The sequence below is a fragment of the Fulvimarina pelagi HTCC2506 genome (genome assembly GCF_000153705.1).
Taxonomy (GTDB): domain Bacteria; phylum Pseudomonadota; class Alphaproteobacteria; order Rhizobiales; family Rhizobiaceae; genus Fulvimarina; species Fulvimarina pelagi.
This window is the reverse complement of the sequence record NZ_DS022272.1, coordinates 3,341,219-3,358,066: the sequence shown is the minus strand read 5'-3', so window position 1 is coordinate 3,358,066 and position 16,848 is coordinate 3,341,219. Positions and strand designations below refer to the sequence as shown.

Sequence of the window (16,848 nt, the reverse complement as noted above, 5' to 3'; positions counted from 1 at the left end):
CGCTTCGAGTTCGGCAAGACGTCTAGGCGCTATCCGTGTTACCGGCGGCCGTGCGGAAGCAGTGCTTCAGATAGCGCCAGTCTTACATAGCGTCGGGCGGACGAACCACTTCAACCGGCTCGACGCTCAGGATATTGGCCGAGACCGCATGGATCCGGACACGCGTTCCCTCGGGCAGATCCGGGCCTTCGACGGTCCACCAGCTGTCGCCAATCTTCGCGCGACCCCGGCCGGAGGTAATCGCCTCGGTTAGAACTGTTTCGCGCCCGACGAGCCGGCGCGCCGGATTGTCCGGCATCTCGTCTCCCTTGCCGCGGCTCGAACGATACCACCGGCCGCCGAGATAGATCGCCGCGGCGCTAACGGTGGCAAAGGCAATCAACTGCTGGCTGATGCCGAAGAGGCTGTCTGGCAGAAAAAAGGCGTTCGTGCCGACGACGAGGGCCGCAAGCCCGAAGAATAACAGATAGACACCTGGCGAGGCGAGTTCGAGCGCAAGCAGCAAGAAGCCCGCGATCCACCACCAGTGTTCCGGCTCGAACGATCCGGGCATCGACTCAGCCTCCGTCGCGGTCCCATGACGAGCGAGTGGTAAATTCCGGCGGGCCGGCCTGCGGACCACTCGGACCGCTTGGCCGGTTCGGCCGCGACCGCGCCTGGTTCGTAGGGGGCGTCTGGGCCGCCGGCATGTCGCCGAAGGTCGCCCGCGCGAGCTCTGCGATGCCCGCGATGGACCCTGCGAGGGAAGACGCCTCCATCGGCATCAGAACGACGCGCTGGTTCGGCGCCGACGCAATCCGACCGAGGGCCTCGGTGTATTTTTGCGCGACGAAATAGTTGATGGCCTGGACATCGCCGGCCGCGATGGCATCCGAGACCATCTGTGTCGCCTTCGCCTCGGCTTCAGCCTGGCGTTCGCGCGCTTCGGCATCGCGGAATGCGGCGTCGCGCTGGCCTTCCGCTTTGAGGATCGCCGACTGCTTTTCGCCCTCTGCCCTAAGGATCGCGGCGCTTTTTTCGCCCTCCGCTTCAAGGATTTCGGCTCGCTTCTCGCGCTCCGCCATCATCTGCCGCGCCATCGCGTCGACAAGGTTCTTCGGCGGGTTGATGTCCTTTATTTCGATCCGGGTGATCTTGATGCCCCAAGTGTGCGAGGCGTCGTCGACGACGCGCAGGATGCGTTCCGAGATCGAATCACGGTTCGACAAGAGATCGTCGAGATCCATCGAACCCATGACCGATCTGAGATTGGTCATGACCAGATTAAGGATCGCATATTCGAGGCCGGACACTTCGTAGGCGGCCGCTCGAGCGTCGAGAATCTGGTAGAAAGCGACGCCGTCAGCGGCGACCGATGCATTGTCCCGTGTGATGACCTCCTGGGTCGGCACGTCGAGCACCTGCTCCATCATGTTCATCTTGCGGCCGATCCGCTCGATGAAGGGGATCAACAGGCTGAGACCGGGCGTGAGCGTGCGCGTGTAGCGGCCGAAATTCTCGACGGTCCAGTTGTAGCCCTGGGGCACGATCTTGATGACCGAGGACAACACCAGGACCGCAATGACAACGAGAACGACAAGCGCGATGAGGCCGGGGGTGACGGCGAGAAGATCCATGCGGCGAAACTCACGATTGTGCAGCCCGGACGGGACGGCTTTTCGGAAGTATCGTTCGGGCCAGAACGCGACGCAAGCACCGGGGTCCGCCGCCTGACACCATGGCGAACATCAGATGAAGGGCGCCGCAAGGGCGATCAGCCCGTTGGCGAGGAGAAGGCAGGCGACGGCGAAAGAGCCGAGATCCTTGCCATGCTTGGCGGTCCGGCTAAAGCCCGGCGAGATGTGGTCGAGAAGCTCCTCGATCGCCGTGTTCAAGGCCTCGACGGCAAAAAGGGCAAGTGCGGCGACCCCTTGGAGTAGGATTAGCCAGAGCGGCGAAGCAAAGCCGAGATGCCAAATGGCGACGGCGGCGAAAGCCAGCGCCTCCTGACGGAAGGCCGGTTCCTGCCATAGCCGTCCGAGGCCTGCCAGCGTATAGCGCGTGGAATGCAAGAGATGGCGCAGGCCCTTTTCTTTGGGCGGAACGGCGCGATCATCGTGCGAGTCGTTCAAAGACAAAGATCCTGAGATCGGAACTCGGCGGCGCGCAGCATCTGCCGGTTAGCTGCCACAAGCACGATCAGGCCCTTCGGCATCGTGTTTCGAATGTCGGCGGCAAGAGTCGCAATAGCAGGAAAAACGTCGCCGCAAGCCACGACAGACAGCCACGGTAATTGAAGAGATAGCTTGGGAGGTTGGCACGCCCAACGGGACTCGAACCCGTGTTTCCGCCGTGAAAGGGCAGCGTCCTAGACCGCTAGACGATGGGCGCAACGCGGGGGTATCTACGAGGTGTGAGCCGATCTTGCAAGCGTTGAATGCGCAATCGGGCAAAGAAATTGGACCTTCGGCAACTCGGAGGGACTTGTCGCCGATTCAGCCGCGACGGCGACACCGCCAATTCCATTCGCGCTTCGGGCCCACATCGATGTGGATGGCTTTGGTGTGGCAATAAGTGCCGACCCCGCCGCGGCCAGGCAGCGACTTCACGAAGGCGGCGACAGCCCGGTTGTTGGCATTGGGAATGACGATATCCGCAGCCTTGCACGCCATGTGCTGCGAAGCTTTGGCGCCACGAACGCGGCGGTTGTGTTCCGGGCTGCGATAGCCGGAGGTAACGACGACGCGCTGGCCGAAACGCTGCTCGATGGCGCGGATCATGCCGACCAGCTGGCGCGGGAAACAGTCGGTTCGCACGTTCTCCCGCTGCACTCTCAATCCGTTTGGACTGAGGCGCGCGAAGCCACCGCCGAGCGCAGCCACCTCATAGGCGGCGTCTTCAAGCGCATCTTCGTCGGCCGATGCCCGCTGCCCGATCTCGAAGATGGAACTTGGATCTACGCCGGGCAGACTTCCGTCTTCGCTCGTCGGTGCACCTTCGCGGTTAAGAACGACGCGGCGTCCCTTTCCGCGCTCTGCGTTGGCGATAGGCGTGCGTGCCTCTTTGCGGGCAAAGAGGGACTGGAAAAGCGAAAGGCCGCCCCCAGAAGAAGCGCCGCTGGCAGAGCCGCCTTCACCGACCCGACCTCCAGCATAGGCCGCGACGGTCTCGCCGCCGTTGGAAAGCGGCACCAGCGCACCATCGCGATCTTCCGCGTTCCCGGGCGAGGCTGCGGCGACCCTTTCGGCCGCTTCTTCGGAGACCTCTACCGTGCCAGAGTCCGCATCACCCTCGAGGGAGGAAACGTCAACCTCAGGGGCATCACTCACATCGACCGGGCCATCGTTCTGCGCAACTTCGGACGACTGGGTCAGGCCAAACGAAGTGACGTCGCTGATCCCGGACATGCAGCCTGACAACAACGGAGTGAGCGTAAGCGCGGTCGCAAGCAGGACGCAAGAACTCGAAAGTCGCTGCCCTGCTCGACGCTTGGGCCCTAACGGGTGCTGCGCCGTGTACGCACGGAAATTTTGAGGACGGCATGCGTCATCGATCGTCACTCTATCGATCCCTCTCCAGCAAAACGGCCCGTGCCCCTGCCGCTTCTTCTGCTTTTGCCCGCCTCGATCATCCCCATGATCGATTCAGGCCGATTGTGCGCGGAGACAAGACCGTCGCCGCAGCGTGGACGCATTATCCTAATGGATTCAGCGTCAGCATCTCGACGCCCGTTGCGGATCGTCGCTCAAAGTCCGATCACGGACCGTGCACAATCAGCGCAGGTCCTGCCGAAGAGTCAAACGAGGCCGAGGGTTTTCGGCCCCGCATCGTCCTTCGGTGACGAATTGTTCATGATTGGTGAATGAGGCGGGTTTGTGGAGTATGTCGCCCCTACCCTGCCACGATCACCAGGATCCGGTGTTGCTCATAGAGGCCCAGGGCTCCTTCGGCTGGAGAGCGTCGCCCTTTTGCAGCAGCTCGAAAGAAATTCCGTCGGGGGACTTGATGAAGGCCATATGCCCGTCGCGCGGCGGCCGATTGATGATGATGCCGTTGTCCATCAGTTTTTGACAGGTGCCGTAGATATCATCGACCGCAAAAGCGAGATGGCCGAAATTGCGTCCGCCGGTGTATTCTTCCGGGTCCCAGTTGTAGGTGAGCTCCATCAGCGGAGCCTTGGTGTCTTTCGCCTGCGGCAGGTCGTCGGGGGCGGCGAGGAATACGAGCGTGAAGCGGCCCTGTTCACTCTCTTTGCGATTGGTCTCCACCAGGCCGAGCTTGTTGCAGTAAAAGTCGAGCGAGGCATCAAGATCGCTGACGCGGACCATCGTATGCAGATAGCGCATTGTGATTCCTTCGAGATAGCTTTGTGTTTGCGATGACCCCAGACGCGAAAGGGGCCCGCGCGGACCCCTTAAGCTTGGTCTTTGCCTTCGATCGCCCAGAGGGGCGAACGAGGAAAACTTACATCATCGACTCGCGGGCCTGCTCGACGGCAGCCATGCAAGCCTCCTCATTCCCCTCGTCGAGCGCCATCTGAGCTGCGGCGAGATGTGCCGAGACCATCTGCTGGTCGCCGGCCATGCTGGAGCCCTCGGCCATCGAGGGGGAGTCGGAACTCGTCGAAGCGCTGCCGGAGGCTGCCATGTCGGCGGAGCCGGAGTCGCTGCTCATCGAGGAGTCCGTCGAGGAGGCGCTGTCAGAGGCGGCCATGTCGCTGTCGGCGGAAGTAGACCCGGACGATGCAGTGTCCGAGGACGCCATATCGCCGCTCGATGACTCACCCTCGTCACGCTGTTCCGCTTCGCCCGCAGCGGCCTGCTCCGAAGCGTCGTCGTTACCCGAAGCCTCATCGGTCAGCGCCGGCGTCGGAGCGACGCCGCTAAGCGCGCCCGTCGCATTCTCGGTGTCACTCTGGCCTTCGACATCACCCTGAGCCGTAAAGGTCGGTTCGTCCGTCGTTACGGCAGTTTGATCGACGCCGCCTGGCGTCTCCTCGGCAGGGGTGGCTTCGGAGCCGTCCGGAGACATCGATTCTCCACTGGATGCGCTCGCCGAATCCGAGCTCGAAGAGCTGTTCATTGAAGCCGAGCCCGACGCGGATGCGTCGCCCGCCATATCGCTCGAACCGGACGACATCTCGCCCGAGCCCGAGGCTGAAGCGCTGCTATCGGTACCCGCAGTCATCGAGCCGGCAGCGGCCATCGAACCGACCTGCTCCTTCAATTCCGCGAGTTCATCGGAGCATGCGGCGAAGGCGCCATTCGCGGTGATGGTCGCGGCGGAGAGCGTCAGTGCAGACGCGAGGATGTGCAGACGTTTCATGACTGTTCCTCCCAAAGGAATTCATTGTGCCCGCCTCAGCAACAGGCTCTTGTCGCCATGGGTTCCCCCGGGCCCTCATTCGCAACCCGTCATTTCGAGAGACGGCTAATCACTCATTCTGATCTTGGAACAATGACTTCGGGATTTTTCAGGCGTTCCAACTGGTTGAGCCTCGAATCGCCGAAACGCGGTTACAACGGATGGCGTGGCGTCGAAGTCAGCGGGGGCGTTCAGAACGGACGTAGCGTAAATATGGGGGCAATTCGCATCCAATTGCCCGTAGGCCCTTGCGCCGTTGCAACCAATTAATGCTAAACTCATCGTAATTCGGTTGCGTAAAGGCGGATCATCCGAATGGCGGAGCGGACGTCCACTGGTCTGGAAAGTCATGACGAGGAAGTCGAAGCGACGGCGAGTATCGACGTCGGTGTCGTTTCAGGTCACATCAAATGGTTCGACGTTGCCAAAGGCTTCGGCTTCATCGTGCCGGACGACGAAAGTGCGGATGTCCTCATTCATGTGACATGTCTGAGGCGCGACGGATACGCCACGGCGCTGGAGGGTGCACGCGTCGTTTGCGAGGTTCAGCGCAGCGAACGTGGGCTTAGTGCGTTCCGCGTTCTGTCTATGGACTCGTCTACCAGCGTCCACCCATCGCAGATGCCCCCGGCCCGTACCCACAACCAGGTCACCCCGACAAGCGACCTCGTCACTGCTACGGTCAAGTGGTTCAATCGGACCAAGGGTTACGGTTTCCTGACGACGGGCGAAAACGACGAGGACATCTTCATCCACATGGAGACACTGCGCCGGTTCGGCATGACCGAACTGCGGCTCGGCCAGGAGGTGAAGGTGCGCTATGGTATCGGTCGCAAGGGGAAGATGGCGGCGGAGGTGCACCCGGCGGACGCAAGACCCGCTTCGCACTGAGGTCGCCGTCCAATCACCGCAATCTGGAACCGCTCGCCCTGCAGCATCCGCCTTGATGTAGACGGCAGACCCTGCCATCTCCTTTCTCGATGCCCGTCCCGGTCGCGACCGACGACCGAAGCCGGCCTTCTGCTCGGAGGAACTCCATCCCATGCGCATTTTGATCCGCGTTCTCGCCGCAGCATTTGCCTTGTCGACATTCGCGCTCCTTGCTCCGACTTCGGCAGAGGCGGACGAAGTACGCCTCGTAACCAGCGAAGCGACCCATGTCATCGACGCCGAAATTGCTGACACGGACGAAGAGCGCCGGACCGGCCTCATGTTCCGAGAAGAAATGGCCGAAGATGCAGGCATGCTGTTCGAGTTCGGGATGACCCGGGAGGTCGGAATGTGGATGAAGAACACGCTCATCCCGCTCGACATGCTCTTCATCGAAGAGGACGGCACGATCCTCACCATTGTACGCAACACCAAGCCTCTCTCGCTCGACGTCATCCCTTCCGGCGGTCCGGTGCGTTACGTGCTCGAACTCAATGGTGGCGCGGCGAAGCGGCTCGGTGTCGAGCCGGGCGACAAGGTCGAGCACGAGTCGATTCCGCCAGCAGGCGACAGCAGCTGACCACCCTTGCAATAGCGCCTTTCTGGCGTTATTGGGCAGGCGTTGATCGAGCCGTCCGGCAGGGCATGCCGTGGCGGCTCTCGATGCTTTCGCGGCGCTTTTGACGGGATCGCGGGTGGTTTTCTCGATCGGAAAACCGAGCCGGAGGTCTCTTTTTTGCGCGATGCGAACCTTAAGCCAAGGAGAGCAAAATGCCCAAGATGAAGACCAAATCGAGCGCCAAGAAGCGCTTTTCCATGACTGCTACCGGCCGCGTCAAGGCCGGTCATGCCGGCAAACGCCACGGCATGATCAAACGCTCCAACGACTTCATTCGCGACGCGCGCGGCTCGAAGCTTCTCTCGAAGCCCGACGAGCGCATCGTCAAGCTGTACATGCCTTACGACCGCTAAGCGTGGACTTTTCGGCATCACGAACGAATTCGAAGGAGATTAGATCATGGCACGCGTGAAACGGGGCGTAACCGCCCATGCCAAGCACAAGAAGGTTCTGAAGGCCGCGAAGGGATTCTACGGCCGCCGCAAGAACACCATCCGCGCCGCGAAGGCCGCGGTTGACCGGTCCAAGCAGTACGCGACGCGCGACCGCCGGGCCAAGAAGCGGAACTTCCGTGCTCTCTGGATCCAGCGCATCAACGCCGCGGTCCGCGAGCACGGCCTGACCTACGGCCGCTTCATCGATGGCCTCAACAAGGCCGGCATCGAAGTCGACCGCAAGGTTCTCTCGGACATCGCGATCCACGAGCCGGAAGCCTTCAAGGCCCTCTGCGACCAGTCGAAGACCGCTCTTGAATACCTTAAGGGCGAGGGTCAGTTCCCGAACGCCTACGAGCGTGCGGTTGGCGAGAAGAAGGCCGCTTAAGAAGCGCAGCTCCCGAATGGAATTTCGAAAAGCCCGTGGTTCGTGCCGCGGGCTTTTTCCATGTCGGAAGACAACCGAGGGCCTGCTTCTGCGATGGCGCCTATTCCGATGGGTCGCTCTCCTCCCGATCCCGCTCGTACCGCGTCATTGTTGCGAACTCTGGCAGCCAGGATTCGCGGCGGATGGTCCAAAGCTCGTATGTCGGCGTCAGCAGGTCCGGCGCGTCGAAAGAACCGAGATTGACCTCGATCTCGTCGCCCGTTCGCGGAAAGACGGACGAACCGCAGCGGGAGCAGAAGAAGCGACCTTCATAGCTCTCTGGCTCACCCTCGATCGTAACGGCCCTTTCCGGAAAGATTGCGGAGGCGTGAAACAGCGCGCCGTGGTGCTTACGGCAATCCATGCAGTGGCATAGACCGACTCGGGAGGGGCGGCCATGCGCCACGAACCGAACCAATCCGCACAGGCAGCCGCCTGCGATGGAAGACTTATCAGGCGATTCGCCCGGCATGATCCGTCTCCTTTGGAGCGCGCGGGTGACGGCTCCCGCCCACGCCGCGACTGCGCCAGCCTATCGTCCGGTCTGAGACCTGACCATCCGACCGCGACATTGAACCTCCTGCATGGCATTCATGCTTTCGAGACTTGCGTCCTCGCCTGCCAGGTCATTCGGGGGGAAGTGAGGTTGCCGCCCGTGGATGCGGAGAACGATTGTTGTGCTGGGAGAGATAACACTTCCTCCGTAACGCCGGACACTTCGCTCTTGTCGGCGGATACGCCTGCCCCTCCGCTTCCATCGCATCGCACCATGCGTTAACGAGGCGCAAGATTTGGCCGGAAGAAACCGGCCCTGTGAATTCTGGAGATACCGCGTGAGCGAGACCCTTGAAACCGAACTGATCGCGGCGATCGATACGGCCGAGGACGAAGCCGCCCTCGAGGCGATCCGCATTGCCGAACTCGGCAAGAAGGGCCGCATATCCGAGATGATGAAGAGCCTCGGCAAGATGAGCCCCGAGGAGCGCAAAACCGAGGGGCCGCGTCTCAACGGTCTGCGCGACCGGGTGCAGGGCGCGATCACCGCCCGGCGCGAGGCTCTTGCGGACGCCGCGATCGAGCGGCGTCTCGCCTCCGAGCGGGTCGACGTGACGCTCCCCGTGCGGCCCTCGCCGGCCGCGCGCGGGCGAATCCATCCGATCAGCCAAGTGATCGACGAAATCACCGCAATTTATGCCGACATGGGATTCACCATCGCCGAAGGTCCGGACATCGAGACGGATTACTACAACTTCACGGCGCTGAATTTCCCGGAAGGCCATCCAGCCCGCGAGATGCACGACACGTTCTTCCTGCAGCCGGACGCGAACGGCGAGCGCAAGGTGCTGCGCACCCATACCTCGCCGGTGCAGATCCGGACGATGGAGACGCAGAAGCCGCCGATCCGCATCGTCATTCCCGGCAAGACCTACCGGCAGGACTCCGACGCCACCCATTCGCCGATGTTCCACCAGCTGGAAGGCCTCGTCGTCGACGACAAGGCCAATATCGCGAACCTGAAATGGGTGCTGCAGGAGTTCTGCAAGGCGTTCTTCGAGGTCGACAGCCTGAAGATGCGCTTCCGGCCGTCCTTCTTCCCGTTCACCGAGCCCTCCATGGAGGTCGACATTCAATGCGATCGATCCAGGCCCGGTGAGGTGCGGTTCGGTGAGGGTTCGGACTGGATGGAGATCCTCGGCTGCGGCATGGTGCATCCGAACGTTCTGCGCGCGGGCGGGCTCGACCCGGACGTCTATCAGGGCTTTGCCTGGGGCATGGGCATCGACCGCATCGCCATGCTGAAATACGGTATGCCCGACCTTCGCGCTTTCTTCGATGCCGATGTCCGCTGGATCGAGCACTACGGCTTCCGCCCGCTCGACGTGCCGACGCTGTTTGGCGGTCTCAGTCAGTGATCGAGTAGGTCGATCGGCATCCACTGTCTGCACCGAGCGGTTCGAAGCGCCTTGTCCCCTCGCGAACTGACATCAGGCCTTTTGTGGATGCTCATCGGGATCGGTCGGCCGCGCGTCTTTCTCCGTATGAATGCGTCCTAAGGGCGATGCGACCAATTCTTGCCAAGCGAGTTGTAGCCTCGAAGAAAGGCGAGGCAGAAAGCAGTGTCGATCGGCGAACGGGTCGTCAAACATGGCGGTGAACTGCTTGGTGTCTGGCAACATGTCTGGACGCCCTCGCAGATCCGTTATGTTGTGTGCATTCCCGCACGCAACGAAGCCGCACGCATCGACCGCTGTCTGACGTCCATACACAGCGAGTTTAGCAGGCAGGCGCATATTGTGCTCGTCGTCAACGACAGCGACGACGAGACACTCGACATCGTTTCATCGCTGATCGCCAGCGGCGCCGTCTCCGCCACACTGGTTGCAATTCGGTGGAGAAACGGGCTCGGTACAGCTCCGAGAGCGCGAGCACTGGCCTTCGACCTTGCCGGTTTGGTCGCTTCCGAAGCCCGGCTGTTTTCGACCGACGGCGATACCATGGTCTGCCGAGGCTTGATGGACGCCTACGATGCCGCTTTCGACGAGGGGTTCGATCTGGTTTGCGGCCAAATCGACTTTCTTCCGGACGAGGCTCTCCACCTCCCCTGGCTGGACCCCAGCCGCGATGACGCAATCCGCATCTATCGCGACGCGAGTCGCCACATCGTAAGCCTGACCTTCCCCGACCACGATAACCCCTGGCCCCATCATGGGAACATCGGCGGTGCGAACTTCGCCATCACTGCGGACGCCTATCGGCGAGCGGGCCCCATTCCACTGGTCGCGTTCGGCGAAGACCGTGCCTTGCGACGGCGATGCGAAGCCCATGGTTTGCGGATCATCTACTCAGCCCTGCCTCGCGTCGAGACCTCGTGCAGGCTCGACCGATCCGCCACCGGCGGGCTTTCAGCGGAACTTCAGCGCAATCGAACCGAACTAGATCCGATGGTCGACGAGGCATTGGAGACGCCTGTCCGCTTCCTGCATCGTCTGCAAATGCGTGATCTCGTCGAACGAGGAGAGAGCAGGCCGCGGCTGATAGACACTCTTATCCGTGGCAGCATGGCGCCTGAACGGTCGCGTCACCTGGCGAGTCTTTCAAGCCGCTCTATGGCCTGGTTCCATATCGAGGACGAGCTTCCCGCCCTTCGCCGTGAACGCCTGACATTCAGCGTTATGGAGCGGCATTTGCCCGAGCTTCTGCGCCTTCGGGACAAAATTGCAAAAGCTCCGCCCGGTAGCCCTCCGTTTGACGCAGGCTGATCGATCGAAGCGAGGCGCCGAACAACGCCACGAACAGATCATGCGCCGCGCGCCCGGACAGCGGCGTTCCCGTTTCACCCCGATAATTGACGAGGAACAGACCGGCGCCGAGCGTCATGCGTTCCGCCAGCAGACGTGCCAGCGTTGCCAGGCCACGCTCGTCGAGAAAATAAAGAAGCTCGGAGACGACGACGAGATCGAAGCGGCCTTCCGGAAGATCGGCGGGCAAAGCGCGCGTCTCGAAGCACAAGGCCGGGATATCGGCATGGGCGCGCCTTGCCCTCGCGACGATCGCCTCGTTGCGATCGACGCCGTGTATTGCGTGTGCGATTCCATTCTCTACCAGAGCGCGGGCGAGATGACCCTCCCCGCAGCCGATGTCGAGGCCGCTGTCAAAGATCAGGCCCTTCAGTTGGTCGCAGTTATCCGCGCGTTTGTCGATTTCGTAGCGCGAGGCGCGCGCATGCCATGGATCGCCGTCATCGGCGTAGAGTTGAGAAAAATGAGACGGCGGCGGCACATTCCCGGGCATGGGGGCGAGCGCGTAGATCTCGTATGGCGCGGCTTGCGCTTCGAGGAACCAGTCCGGCAGCGTGAAGCCGTCTGGGTCATCCTCGATGATCTTACCAAGCTGCGACGCATGGCAATCGATCGCGCGCGCCTTGATGTTTCGATCGACCACGATGCGAAAGGGCAGAAGATCGGCCCCGCGATAGCTGTCGTCGCCGGAGAGCCGCAATGACCAGATGGGATAGAACAAAAGCCGGAGTTGCGGTCGCAAGGCACGAACCGCTTCGGCGAGAGCAGCGGCCGCATGATGATCGGGATGCGGGTCGTCCGGATGCGGAGCAGCCAGGGTTTCCGCTCCGATCTCTTCGCAGAGCCGTGCGATCTGTTCGGGGGCGTTGCCAAAGCGCCGATCGCGCCCGGCCCCGCCATCGGGCAGGCCGAGCCGCAGCCAGCGTGGGGCCATGATCCCGAAAGCGGCGATTGCGGCCTCCTGTTCTAGTCGCCTGTTCTTGGCAAGGGCGGCGGGCGGAACGGCCTTCGAATGCGGATGCGAGGCGTTTCCATCAGTGAGCGCGACGATGCCGAGCGGACGACCGCTCTGTGCGACCTCGCCGAGAAGGGCCGCGGTCCCGAAGGTTTCGTCGTCTGGATGAGGGGCTAGGACAACGAGACCACCGGAGCCGAGCAGGCGATTGGCGGCGGCCACCGGCGCCCCCGCGCAGCGTCGACACCAGTCCCCGTAAGTTTCGCTCATAGGCCAAGGCCCTTCAGCATGGTTCGGCATTTGTGAAGCAGGAGCGCGTCGGGATTGGCTTGCCTCAGATAGACCGAGAGATCGGCGATCGCGCTGTTGAGCGGATGGTCGCGCTCGAAGGAGGTGAGGCCGACCGAGCGCCGGGCGATCTCCATGACGGCAAGAGCACTCGCCTCCACCTGAAGCCGCGTATAGGAGGCGGCCGCTACGGCAAAGGCGATCCCCTCATCCCTGGAGGGCGCCTCGATCCGCCTCCCCGCATCCTCGACCCATAGACGCGCCGTGCGCGCTTCGAGGATCGCGTGGCCGAGGCGCTCGGTCTGCAACGGATGGTCGATCCGGCCACTATCCGCGAGATGCTTTGCCGTCATCGCGACTATGGCCTCGATGCCACCGAGATGGACTGCGGCGCAGCGCCAGATGCCGCCCTCGAAGAAGGGCTCGCGCTTGTAGACGCCAATCTCGCCGAGAACCATTTCGGGCTCGATCGACAGATCCTCGAACGAATAGCGGCCGGAGGCGGAGGCTTGCATGCCGCCGACATTCCATGCGGACGGATCCTGCCGACCCTCATCACCAACAGCCAGGAGATAAAGCTGTAGATTGCCGTCCTCTCCGGCAATCGGGACGATCGCATGGGCCACCATGCCGAGCCCTGAGGCATAGCGTTTGCTACCCTTCAGCGTCTGTTTACCTGCAATCGTTTCGACGCGCACCGGATCTGTGTCATCCGCGCCCCACACACCGAGAAGGGTGTCCGCTTCCAGCGCGTCGTCGAGCCAGGCGTGCTGCTCTGCATCGCCATAAAGCCGCAAGAGTTGGACCGCGTTCGCATGCCCTTCGAGCAGCCTTCCGAGATTGAGGTTCGTTTTGCCCGCATTGCAGAGCCCGTCCATCAGACGCTTCCAGTCTGGACCGAGCGTTCCAGTGTGCGAATAAAGAAGGCCAACTTCACGAAACAGCCTGTTTTCGCGGGCCGACGAAAAGGCGATGTCGAAGGCACGATAGTGGCTTGCGACATGGTTCAGGATCTCCGTGCTCATCGGCCAGAACCTGACGCACGGGGTTGCAGGCCGATGGGCAACTCACTGGCAAAGCCATTCAAATGCCGGCCATCGAAGGCAGCGAGCCACCAGACGACGTGGAGATGAGTGAAGTCCCGCAGATGAATGCCCCGAAGTCGAAGCCTGCCGAATGGCGGCCAACTGGCTTAGAAGGTGGACTGATGACACCGCCTGTCAAAAGTCTTCGTGTTGCCTGCCTATCGAATTGGAAAAGAAGGCCTATCTCAGCCCGCGGAATGTTCCGTGAGGCTGCTGAATGACGCGTTGCCCTTCCTGCCAGGCTCGTGATTTTCGTCCGAGCGAGCGGTGCGCCTCCCTGGGACGCCCGCAGTTCCTCGAATGCAGTCACTGTGGGCTTCTTGCCAGTCGATTGGCACTGGAGACGGGCGAGGTCTTAGCGTTCTTGACACGATCGATGAGAGAACGGCGGTATACGCAACAAGCGCAGGATCCGGTCTTCTTGGAAAGCTACTCGCTCAGGACGCTCGCTCTGTCCTATGACCTGCGCGCAATTCCCGCTGACGAGAACCAGCGTGAAGCGTTGGTGAACCCCTACCAGCCTCTTGCCGCAGACGCGTTCCTCGCGCCGCTCGATCAGGTCGCGCCCAGACCGGTATCACTGGTGATCCTCTGCCGGCTTGTCGATCTAGCCGGTCTGAGAAGGCCTCTGTCAGCCTTGTCGGAGTCTTTCGACGATATCGTCCTGGTCGTCGACGGCGAAGCCCCGACCCGGGAGGCGCTCTTCTCCGACCGTGTTCGCATCATCTTCCGCTCGCTAGCCGGCGACTTTGCAGCGCAGCGAAATGCCGGCCAGGAACTGGCAAGACACAACTGGGTCCTGCAGCTCGACAGCGACGAGGCGCTTACGCCTGGGGCTCTTGCATCGCTCGGCCGGGTCGCCGCCATCGCCGACGAGACGGGGTCAGTGTCTATCGGCCTTCCGCGCGAGAACCGGGTCGATGGCAGCCTCTCCGATCTCTTTCCGGACATTCAGTATCGGCTGAACCGAAAGAACGTCCGCTTTACAGGCCGCGTCCATGAACGTCCCACTCTTCCGCGCGGCTGGCGGGACAGCTTCATCGCGCCGAACCTCATCATCGAGCACCGGATGGAGCGTCACCATGTCGAGGTCCGGTCGATCCGGTACGAAGCGCTCGCGCCGGGACGAGGCCGAACGTTCGAGCGCGACGATCTCTTGAGGCCTTACCGACCTTGAAGCAGCCGGTATTCTCGAGCAGCGGCGTAGAGTCTCAGTGTCTTTTCCGAAAGGCTCCTGCGGCTGAAGCAACCTGCTGCGGCGAGAGCTCGGTGGTGGCATTCGAGACGGAGTGCGGGACTTGATATTGCGGAACGCAGGACGTCGGCGAGTGCCGTGCCGCTCGCCTCGCTTGCCAGGAGGCCCGCATGGCTCTCGCCGATCACCTGCCGTGCGGACGGGTCGACGGCAAGGCCGATGACGGGGCGACCGAAGGCGAGCGCTTCTTGGTAGACAAGGCCGAAGGATTCGTAACGGGAGGGCGCTGCGACGAGGTCCGCCCGACGATAAGCCTCATCGAGCTCAATGTCGGAAAGGCGGCCGAGCGCCTTCAGATGGCGTCGGACATCGAGCGCGAGTTCAGCGAGTTGTTCGGCGTCGACCCCGACAAGACGCAGCCGGAAGTCCGGCAAGCTGCCGGTCGAAGCTTCGCGTGAGAGAATTTTGATCGCGTCGAGAAGGCAGTCGAACCCCTTCCGCTCTTCGGCCCGCCCGACGAAGAGGATCTCGACCGGCCTGCCTTTTGTGCTCGCCGGGTGTGGATAGGCGGTGCCTGCGGCGCGCGCCAGCCGCTCCGGCGGCAGTGAGAGGCCGATCACCCGCGTAGGAGTCCTTGGGTCGAGATCGTACAGAGCGCGAATCTTCTCACCATGCGCCGCCGTGTTAAAGATATGTCCGTGAGACTGCCGGGCGCTTCTGGCCTCCAGCCTGCACGCGAAGCGACCGTCGATCCGGTCGCGCAAAGGCCCGTTGAGGGCGCCTGTCGATGCGGCGGGTGTCGAATGGCGGGTCACAAAGGTGGTGTTTGGTTGACGCAGCACCAGAGCGCCGGGCGCATACCAATTGGTGGCTTCCAGACAATCGAAGCGATGAGTTGCATGATCAGCGGCGACGGCACGGTCGAACCATTTCGGCGCGACGAGATGGCCGAACGCCATGCGTCTTCGCATCCATCCGGAGAGGCCAGGTTTCGCTGGCAGGGCCCCGACGATCGTCACACCGTTCTCCTCAGCGCGCCCGGTCCGGTCGAGGGTATAGACCGTAACGTCGATACCGGTTTCTGTGAGGCTTTCGGCGATCTCGCGCGCAGCGACCGCGAGCCCGGAAGCGCTCGGCGGATAGTCCCACGCGATCAACGCGGTTCGCTGTATGCTCATGCGTCGAGCAGCTCTCGGTAGATGGCAAGATAATCTTCGGCCATGCGGCGTGCTGTAAAGCGGGCCTCGAAGCGCTTGCGGATCACGGCGCGGTCGAGCTCGCGGACCCGCAACAATGCCTTGGCGGCCTCGTCTTCATCGCGGACGACGAAACCGGTGACCCCGTCTTCGACGATCTCGGGCACCGAACCGCGGTCAAAGGCGATGACGGGCGTACCGCAGGCCATCGCCTCGATCATCACGAGGCCGAAGGGTTCTGGCCAGTCGATCGGAAACAGAAGGACCGAGGCCAATCCGAGAAAGTCTTGCTTACCGGCATCGTCGACCGCCCCGAGAAATATCGCGTCTTCGCCGAGCATGGGTTCAACGCGCTCGCGAAAATAGGTGGGATTACCGACGTCGACCGAGCCGGCAAGACGTATCCGTATTCCGCCGGCTCGTGCGATCCGTATCGCCACATCCGGTTGCTTCTGATCCGTCATCCGCCCGATGAAGGCCGCATATCCGCCGCTTCCGTTTGCGGGTCGATAGCGGTTCGCGTCGAGCCCGTGATGGACGGTGCCGGCACGATTGGCCACCGGGATCTGCTTGAGCTGGCTGTCCGAAATGCCAGCGACTGGCAAATCAGGAAAGGTTTCGAAGAAGATCTGCCGATCGAGCTCGTCGACCCGCCAGTGGATTGTGGTGAGGGAATGCCGCCGCTTATCGCCGAGAAGAGCAGCGTGAAAGAATTCGCCGTGGCAGTGAACGATATCGAAGGTGTCTAGGCGCTTACGCAGTTCTTCCATCTGCGCCGCTTCGAGCACCTGAGGGACGGAAGGCGGGATTGTCCCGTGCCTTTCCTCCAAGGTCCGCAAGCTTGGCAGGCTACCGATGCGCGGAGTGTCGCATACGGAGTCGGATGGAGCAAAGAGGCAGACCTCAATACCCAGCGATTCCAGCGCTTTACAAAGATCGTGAACGACTCTTTCGGTACCGCCGGACAACCCCGGTGGAGTCGGAAAGATGTTAGGGGCGACCTGAGCAACTCGAAGCGTTTCCATCGGCAGCCATATGGGCTTGCAAGTCGAATTGGTACTACCGCCAAATAAAAGA

At 62.1% G+C, this 16,848-nt stretch carries 18 protein-coding genes and 1 tRNA gene; 7 read left to right on the top strand and 12 right to left on the bottom strand.

Annotated elements, in window-relative coordinates:
- Positions 1 to 82: 82 nt before the first annotated feature.
- The 7 genes from FP2506_RS15565 to FP2506_RS15535 all read right to left on the bottom strand — a co-directional run bounded on the left by FP2506_RS15565 (position 83) and on the right by FP2506_RS15535 (position 5,304).
- Complete coding sequence (locus tag FP2506_RS15565; RefSeq protein ID WP_007068529.1) at positions 83 to 553, bottom strand: NfeD family protein; 471 nt, start codon at positions 551 to 553, stop codon at positions 83 to 85.
- Between the two features lie 4 nt (positions 554 to 557).
- A complete protein-coding gene (locus FP2506_RS15560; RefSeq protein WP_007068528.1) occupies positions 558 to 1,616 on the bottom strand; it encodes an SPFH domain-containing protein in 1,059 nt (352 codons plus the stop codon).
- A 111-nt stretch (positions 1,617 to 1,727) separates the two neighbouring features.
- Positions 1,728 to 2,111 (bottom strand): diacylglycerol kinase, encoded by a 384-nt coding sequence (locus tag FP2506_RS15555; RefSeq protein ID WP_007068527.1) that lies wholly within the window; start codon positions 2,109 to 2,111, stop codon positions 1,728 to 1,730.
- A 183-nt stretch (positions 2,112 to 2,294) separates the two neighbouring features.
- A tRNA-Glu gene (locus FP2506_RS15550) sits at positions 2,295 to 2,370 on the bottom strand.
- A 104-nt stretch (positions 2,371 to 2,474) separates the two neighbouring features.
- Positions 2,475 to 3,386: a YcbK family protein gene (locus FP2506_RS18150; protein ID WP_007068525.1), complete on the bottom strand. Its 912-nt coding sequence runs from the start codon at positions 3,384 to 3,386 to the stop codon at positions 2,475 to 2,477.
- Positions 3,387 to 3,884: 498 nt separating this feature from the next.
- Complete coding sequence (locus tag FP2506_RS15540) at positions 3,885 to 4,325, bottom strand: VOC family protein (protein WP_007068524.1); 441 nt, start codon at positions 4,323 to 4,325, stop codon at positions 3,885 to 3,887.
- A 118-nt stretch (positions 4,326 to 4,443) separates the two neighbouring features.
- Entirely contained in the window at positions 4,444 to 5,304 is an 861-nt protein-coding gene (locus FP2506_RS15535) for a hypothetical protein (RefSeq protein ID WP_007068522.1), read from the bottom strand.
- Positions 5,305 to 5,658: 354 nt separating this feature from the next.
- Between FP2506_RS15535 and FP2506_RS15530 the strand changes: the two genes are divergently transcribed.
- The 4 genes from FP2506_RS15530 to rplT all read left to right on the top strand — a co-directional run bounded on the left by FP2506_RS15530 (position 5,659) and on the right by rplT (position 7,714).
- Positions 5,659 to 6,234, top strand: coding sequence for a cold-shock protein (locus tag FP2506_RS15530; RefSeq protein WP_007068521.1), 576 nt, complete (start codon positions 5,659 to 5,661; stop codon positions 6,232 to 6,234).
- Between the two features lie 151 nt (positions 6,235 to 6,385).
- Positions 6,386 to 6,853 (top strand): DUF192 domain-containing protein, encoded by a 468-nt coding sequence (locus FP2506_RS15525; RefSeq protein ID WP_007068520.1) that lies wholly within the window; start codon positions 6,386 to 6,388, stop codon positions 6,851 to 6,853.
- Positions 6,854 to 7,044: 191 nt separating this feature from the next.
- Complete coding sequence (gene rpmI / locus FP2506_RS15520) at positions 7,045 to 7,245, top strand: 50S ribosomal protein L35 (RefSeq protein WP_007068519.1); 201 nt, start codon at positions 7,045 to 7,047, stop codon at positions 7,243 to 7,245.
- A gap of 46 nt (positions 7,246 to 7,291) precedes the next feature.
- Entirely contained in the window at positions 7,292 to 7,714 is a 423-nt protein-coding gene (gene rplT, locus FP2506_RS15515; RefSeq protein ID WP_007068518.1) for a 50S ribosomal protein L20, read from the top strand.
- A gap of 100 nt (positions 7,715 to 7,814) precedes the next feature.
- On the opposite strand, the gene FP2506_RS15510 is transcribed toward rplT, so the two are convergent.
- On the bottom strand, positions 7,815 to 8,225 hold the full coding sequence (locus FP2506_RS15510; protein WP_050765094.1) for a GFA family protein: 411 nt from the start codon (positions 8,223 to 8,225) through the stop codon (positions 7,815 to 7,817).
- Between the two features lie 361 nt (positions 8,226 to 8,586).
- On the opposite strand from FP2506_RS15510, the gene pheS reads away from it, so the two are divergent.
- Complete coding sequence (gene pheS / locus FP2506_RS15505) at positions 8,587 to 9,666, top strand: phenylalanine--tRNA ligase subunit alpha (RefSeq protein WP_007068516.1); 1,080 nt, start codon at positions 8,587 to 8,589, stop codon at positions 9,664 to 9,666.
- Positions 9,667 to 9,870: 204 nt separating this feature from the next.
- The gene (locus FP2506_RS18530) at positions 9,871 to 11,013 is read left to right on the top strand and encodes a glycosyltransferase family 2 protein (RefSeq protein ID WP_081448363.1); all 1,143 of its coding nucleotides are present in this window, start codon (positions 9,871 to 9,873) and stop codon (positions 11,011 to 11,013) included.
- Here the strand turns inward: FP2506_RS18530 and FP2506_RS15490 are convergent.
- Both FP2506_RS15490 and FP2506_RS15485 read right to left on the bottom strand, forming a co-directional pair.
- Positions 10,925 to 12,277 (bottom strand): bifunctional PIG-L family deacetylase/class I SAM-dependent methyltransferase, encoded by a 1,353-nt coding sequence (locus FP2506_RS15490; protein ID WP_187289061.1) that lies wholly within the window; start codon positions 12,275 to 12,277, stop codon positions 10,925 to 10,927. The genes FP2506_RS18530 and FP2506_RS15490 overlap by 89 nt on opposite strands.
- Positions 12,274 to 13,320, bottom strand: coding sequence for an acyl-CoA dehydrogenase family protein (locus FP2506_RS15485; protein WP_007068512.1), 1,047 nt, complete (start codon positions 13,318 to 13,320; stop codon positions 12,274 to 12,276). The genes FP2506_RS15490 and FP2506_RS15485 overlap by 4 nt, the downstream gene beginning before the upstream one ends.
- A 481-nt stretch (positions 13,321 to 13,801) precedes the next feature.
- Between FP2506_RS15485 and FP2506_RS15480 the strand changes: the two genes are divergently transcribed.
- Entirely contained in the window at positions 13,802 to 14,557 is a 756-nt protein-coding gene (locus FP2506_RS15480; RefSeq protein ID WP_187289060.1) for a glycosyltransferase, read from the top strand.
- On the opposite strand, the gene FP2506_RS15475 is transcribed toward FP2506_RS15480, so the two are convergent.
- Together FP2506_RS15475 and FP2506_RS15470 are read right to left on the bottom strand one after the other, a co-directional pair.
- Positions 14,545 to 15,753, bottom strand: a complete 1,209-nt coding sequence (locus tag FP2506_RS15475) for a glycosyltransferase family 4 protein (RefSeq protein ID WP_007068510.1) — start codon at positions 15,751 to 15,753, stop codon at positions 14,545 to 14,547. The two genes, FP2506_RS15480 and FP2506_RS15475, sit on opposite strands and share 13 nt — an antisense overlap.
- A complete protein-coding gene (locus FP2506_RS15470; protein ID WP_040490090.1) occupies positions 15,750 to 16,796 on the bottom strand; it encodes a glycosyltransferase family 4 protein in 1,047 nt (348 codons plus the stop codon). The genes FP2506_RS15475 and FP2506_RS15470 overlap by 4 nt, the downstream gene beginning before the upstream one ends.
- Between the last annotated feature and the right edge of the window lie 52 nt (positions 16,797 to 16,848).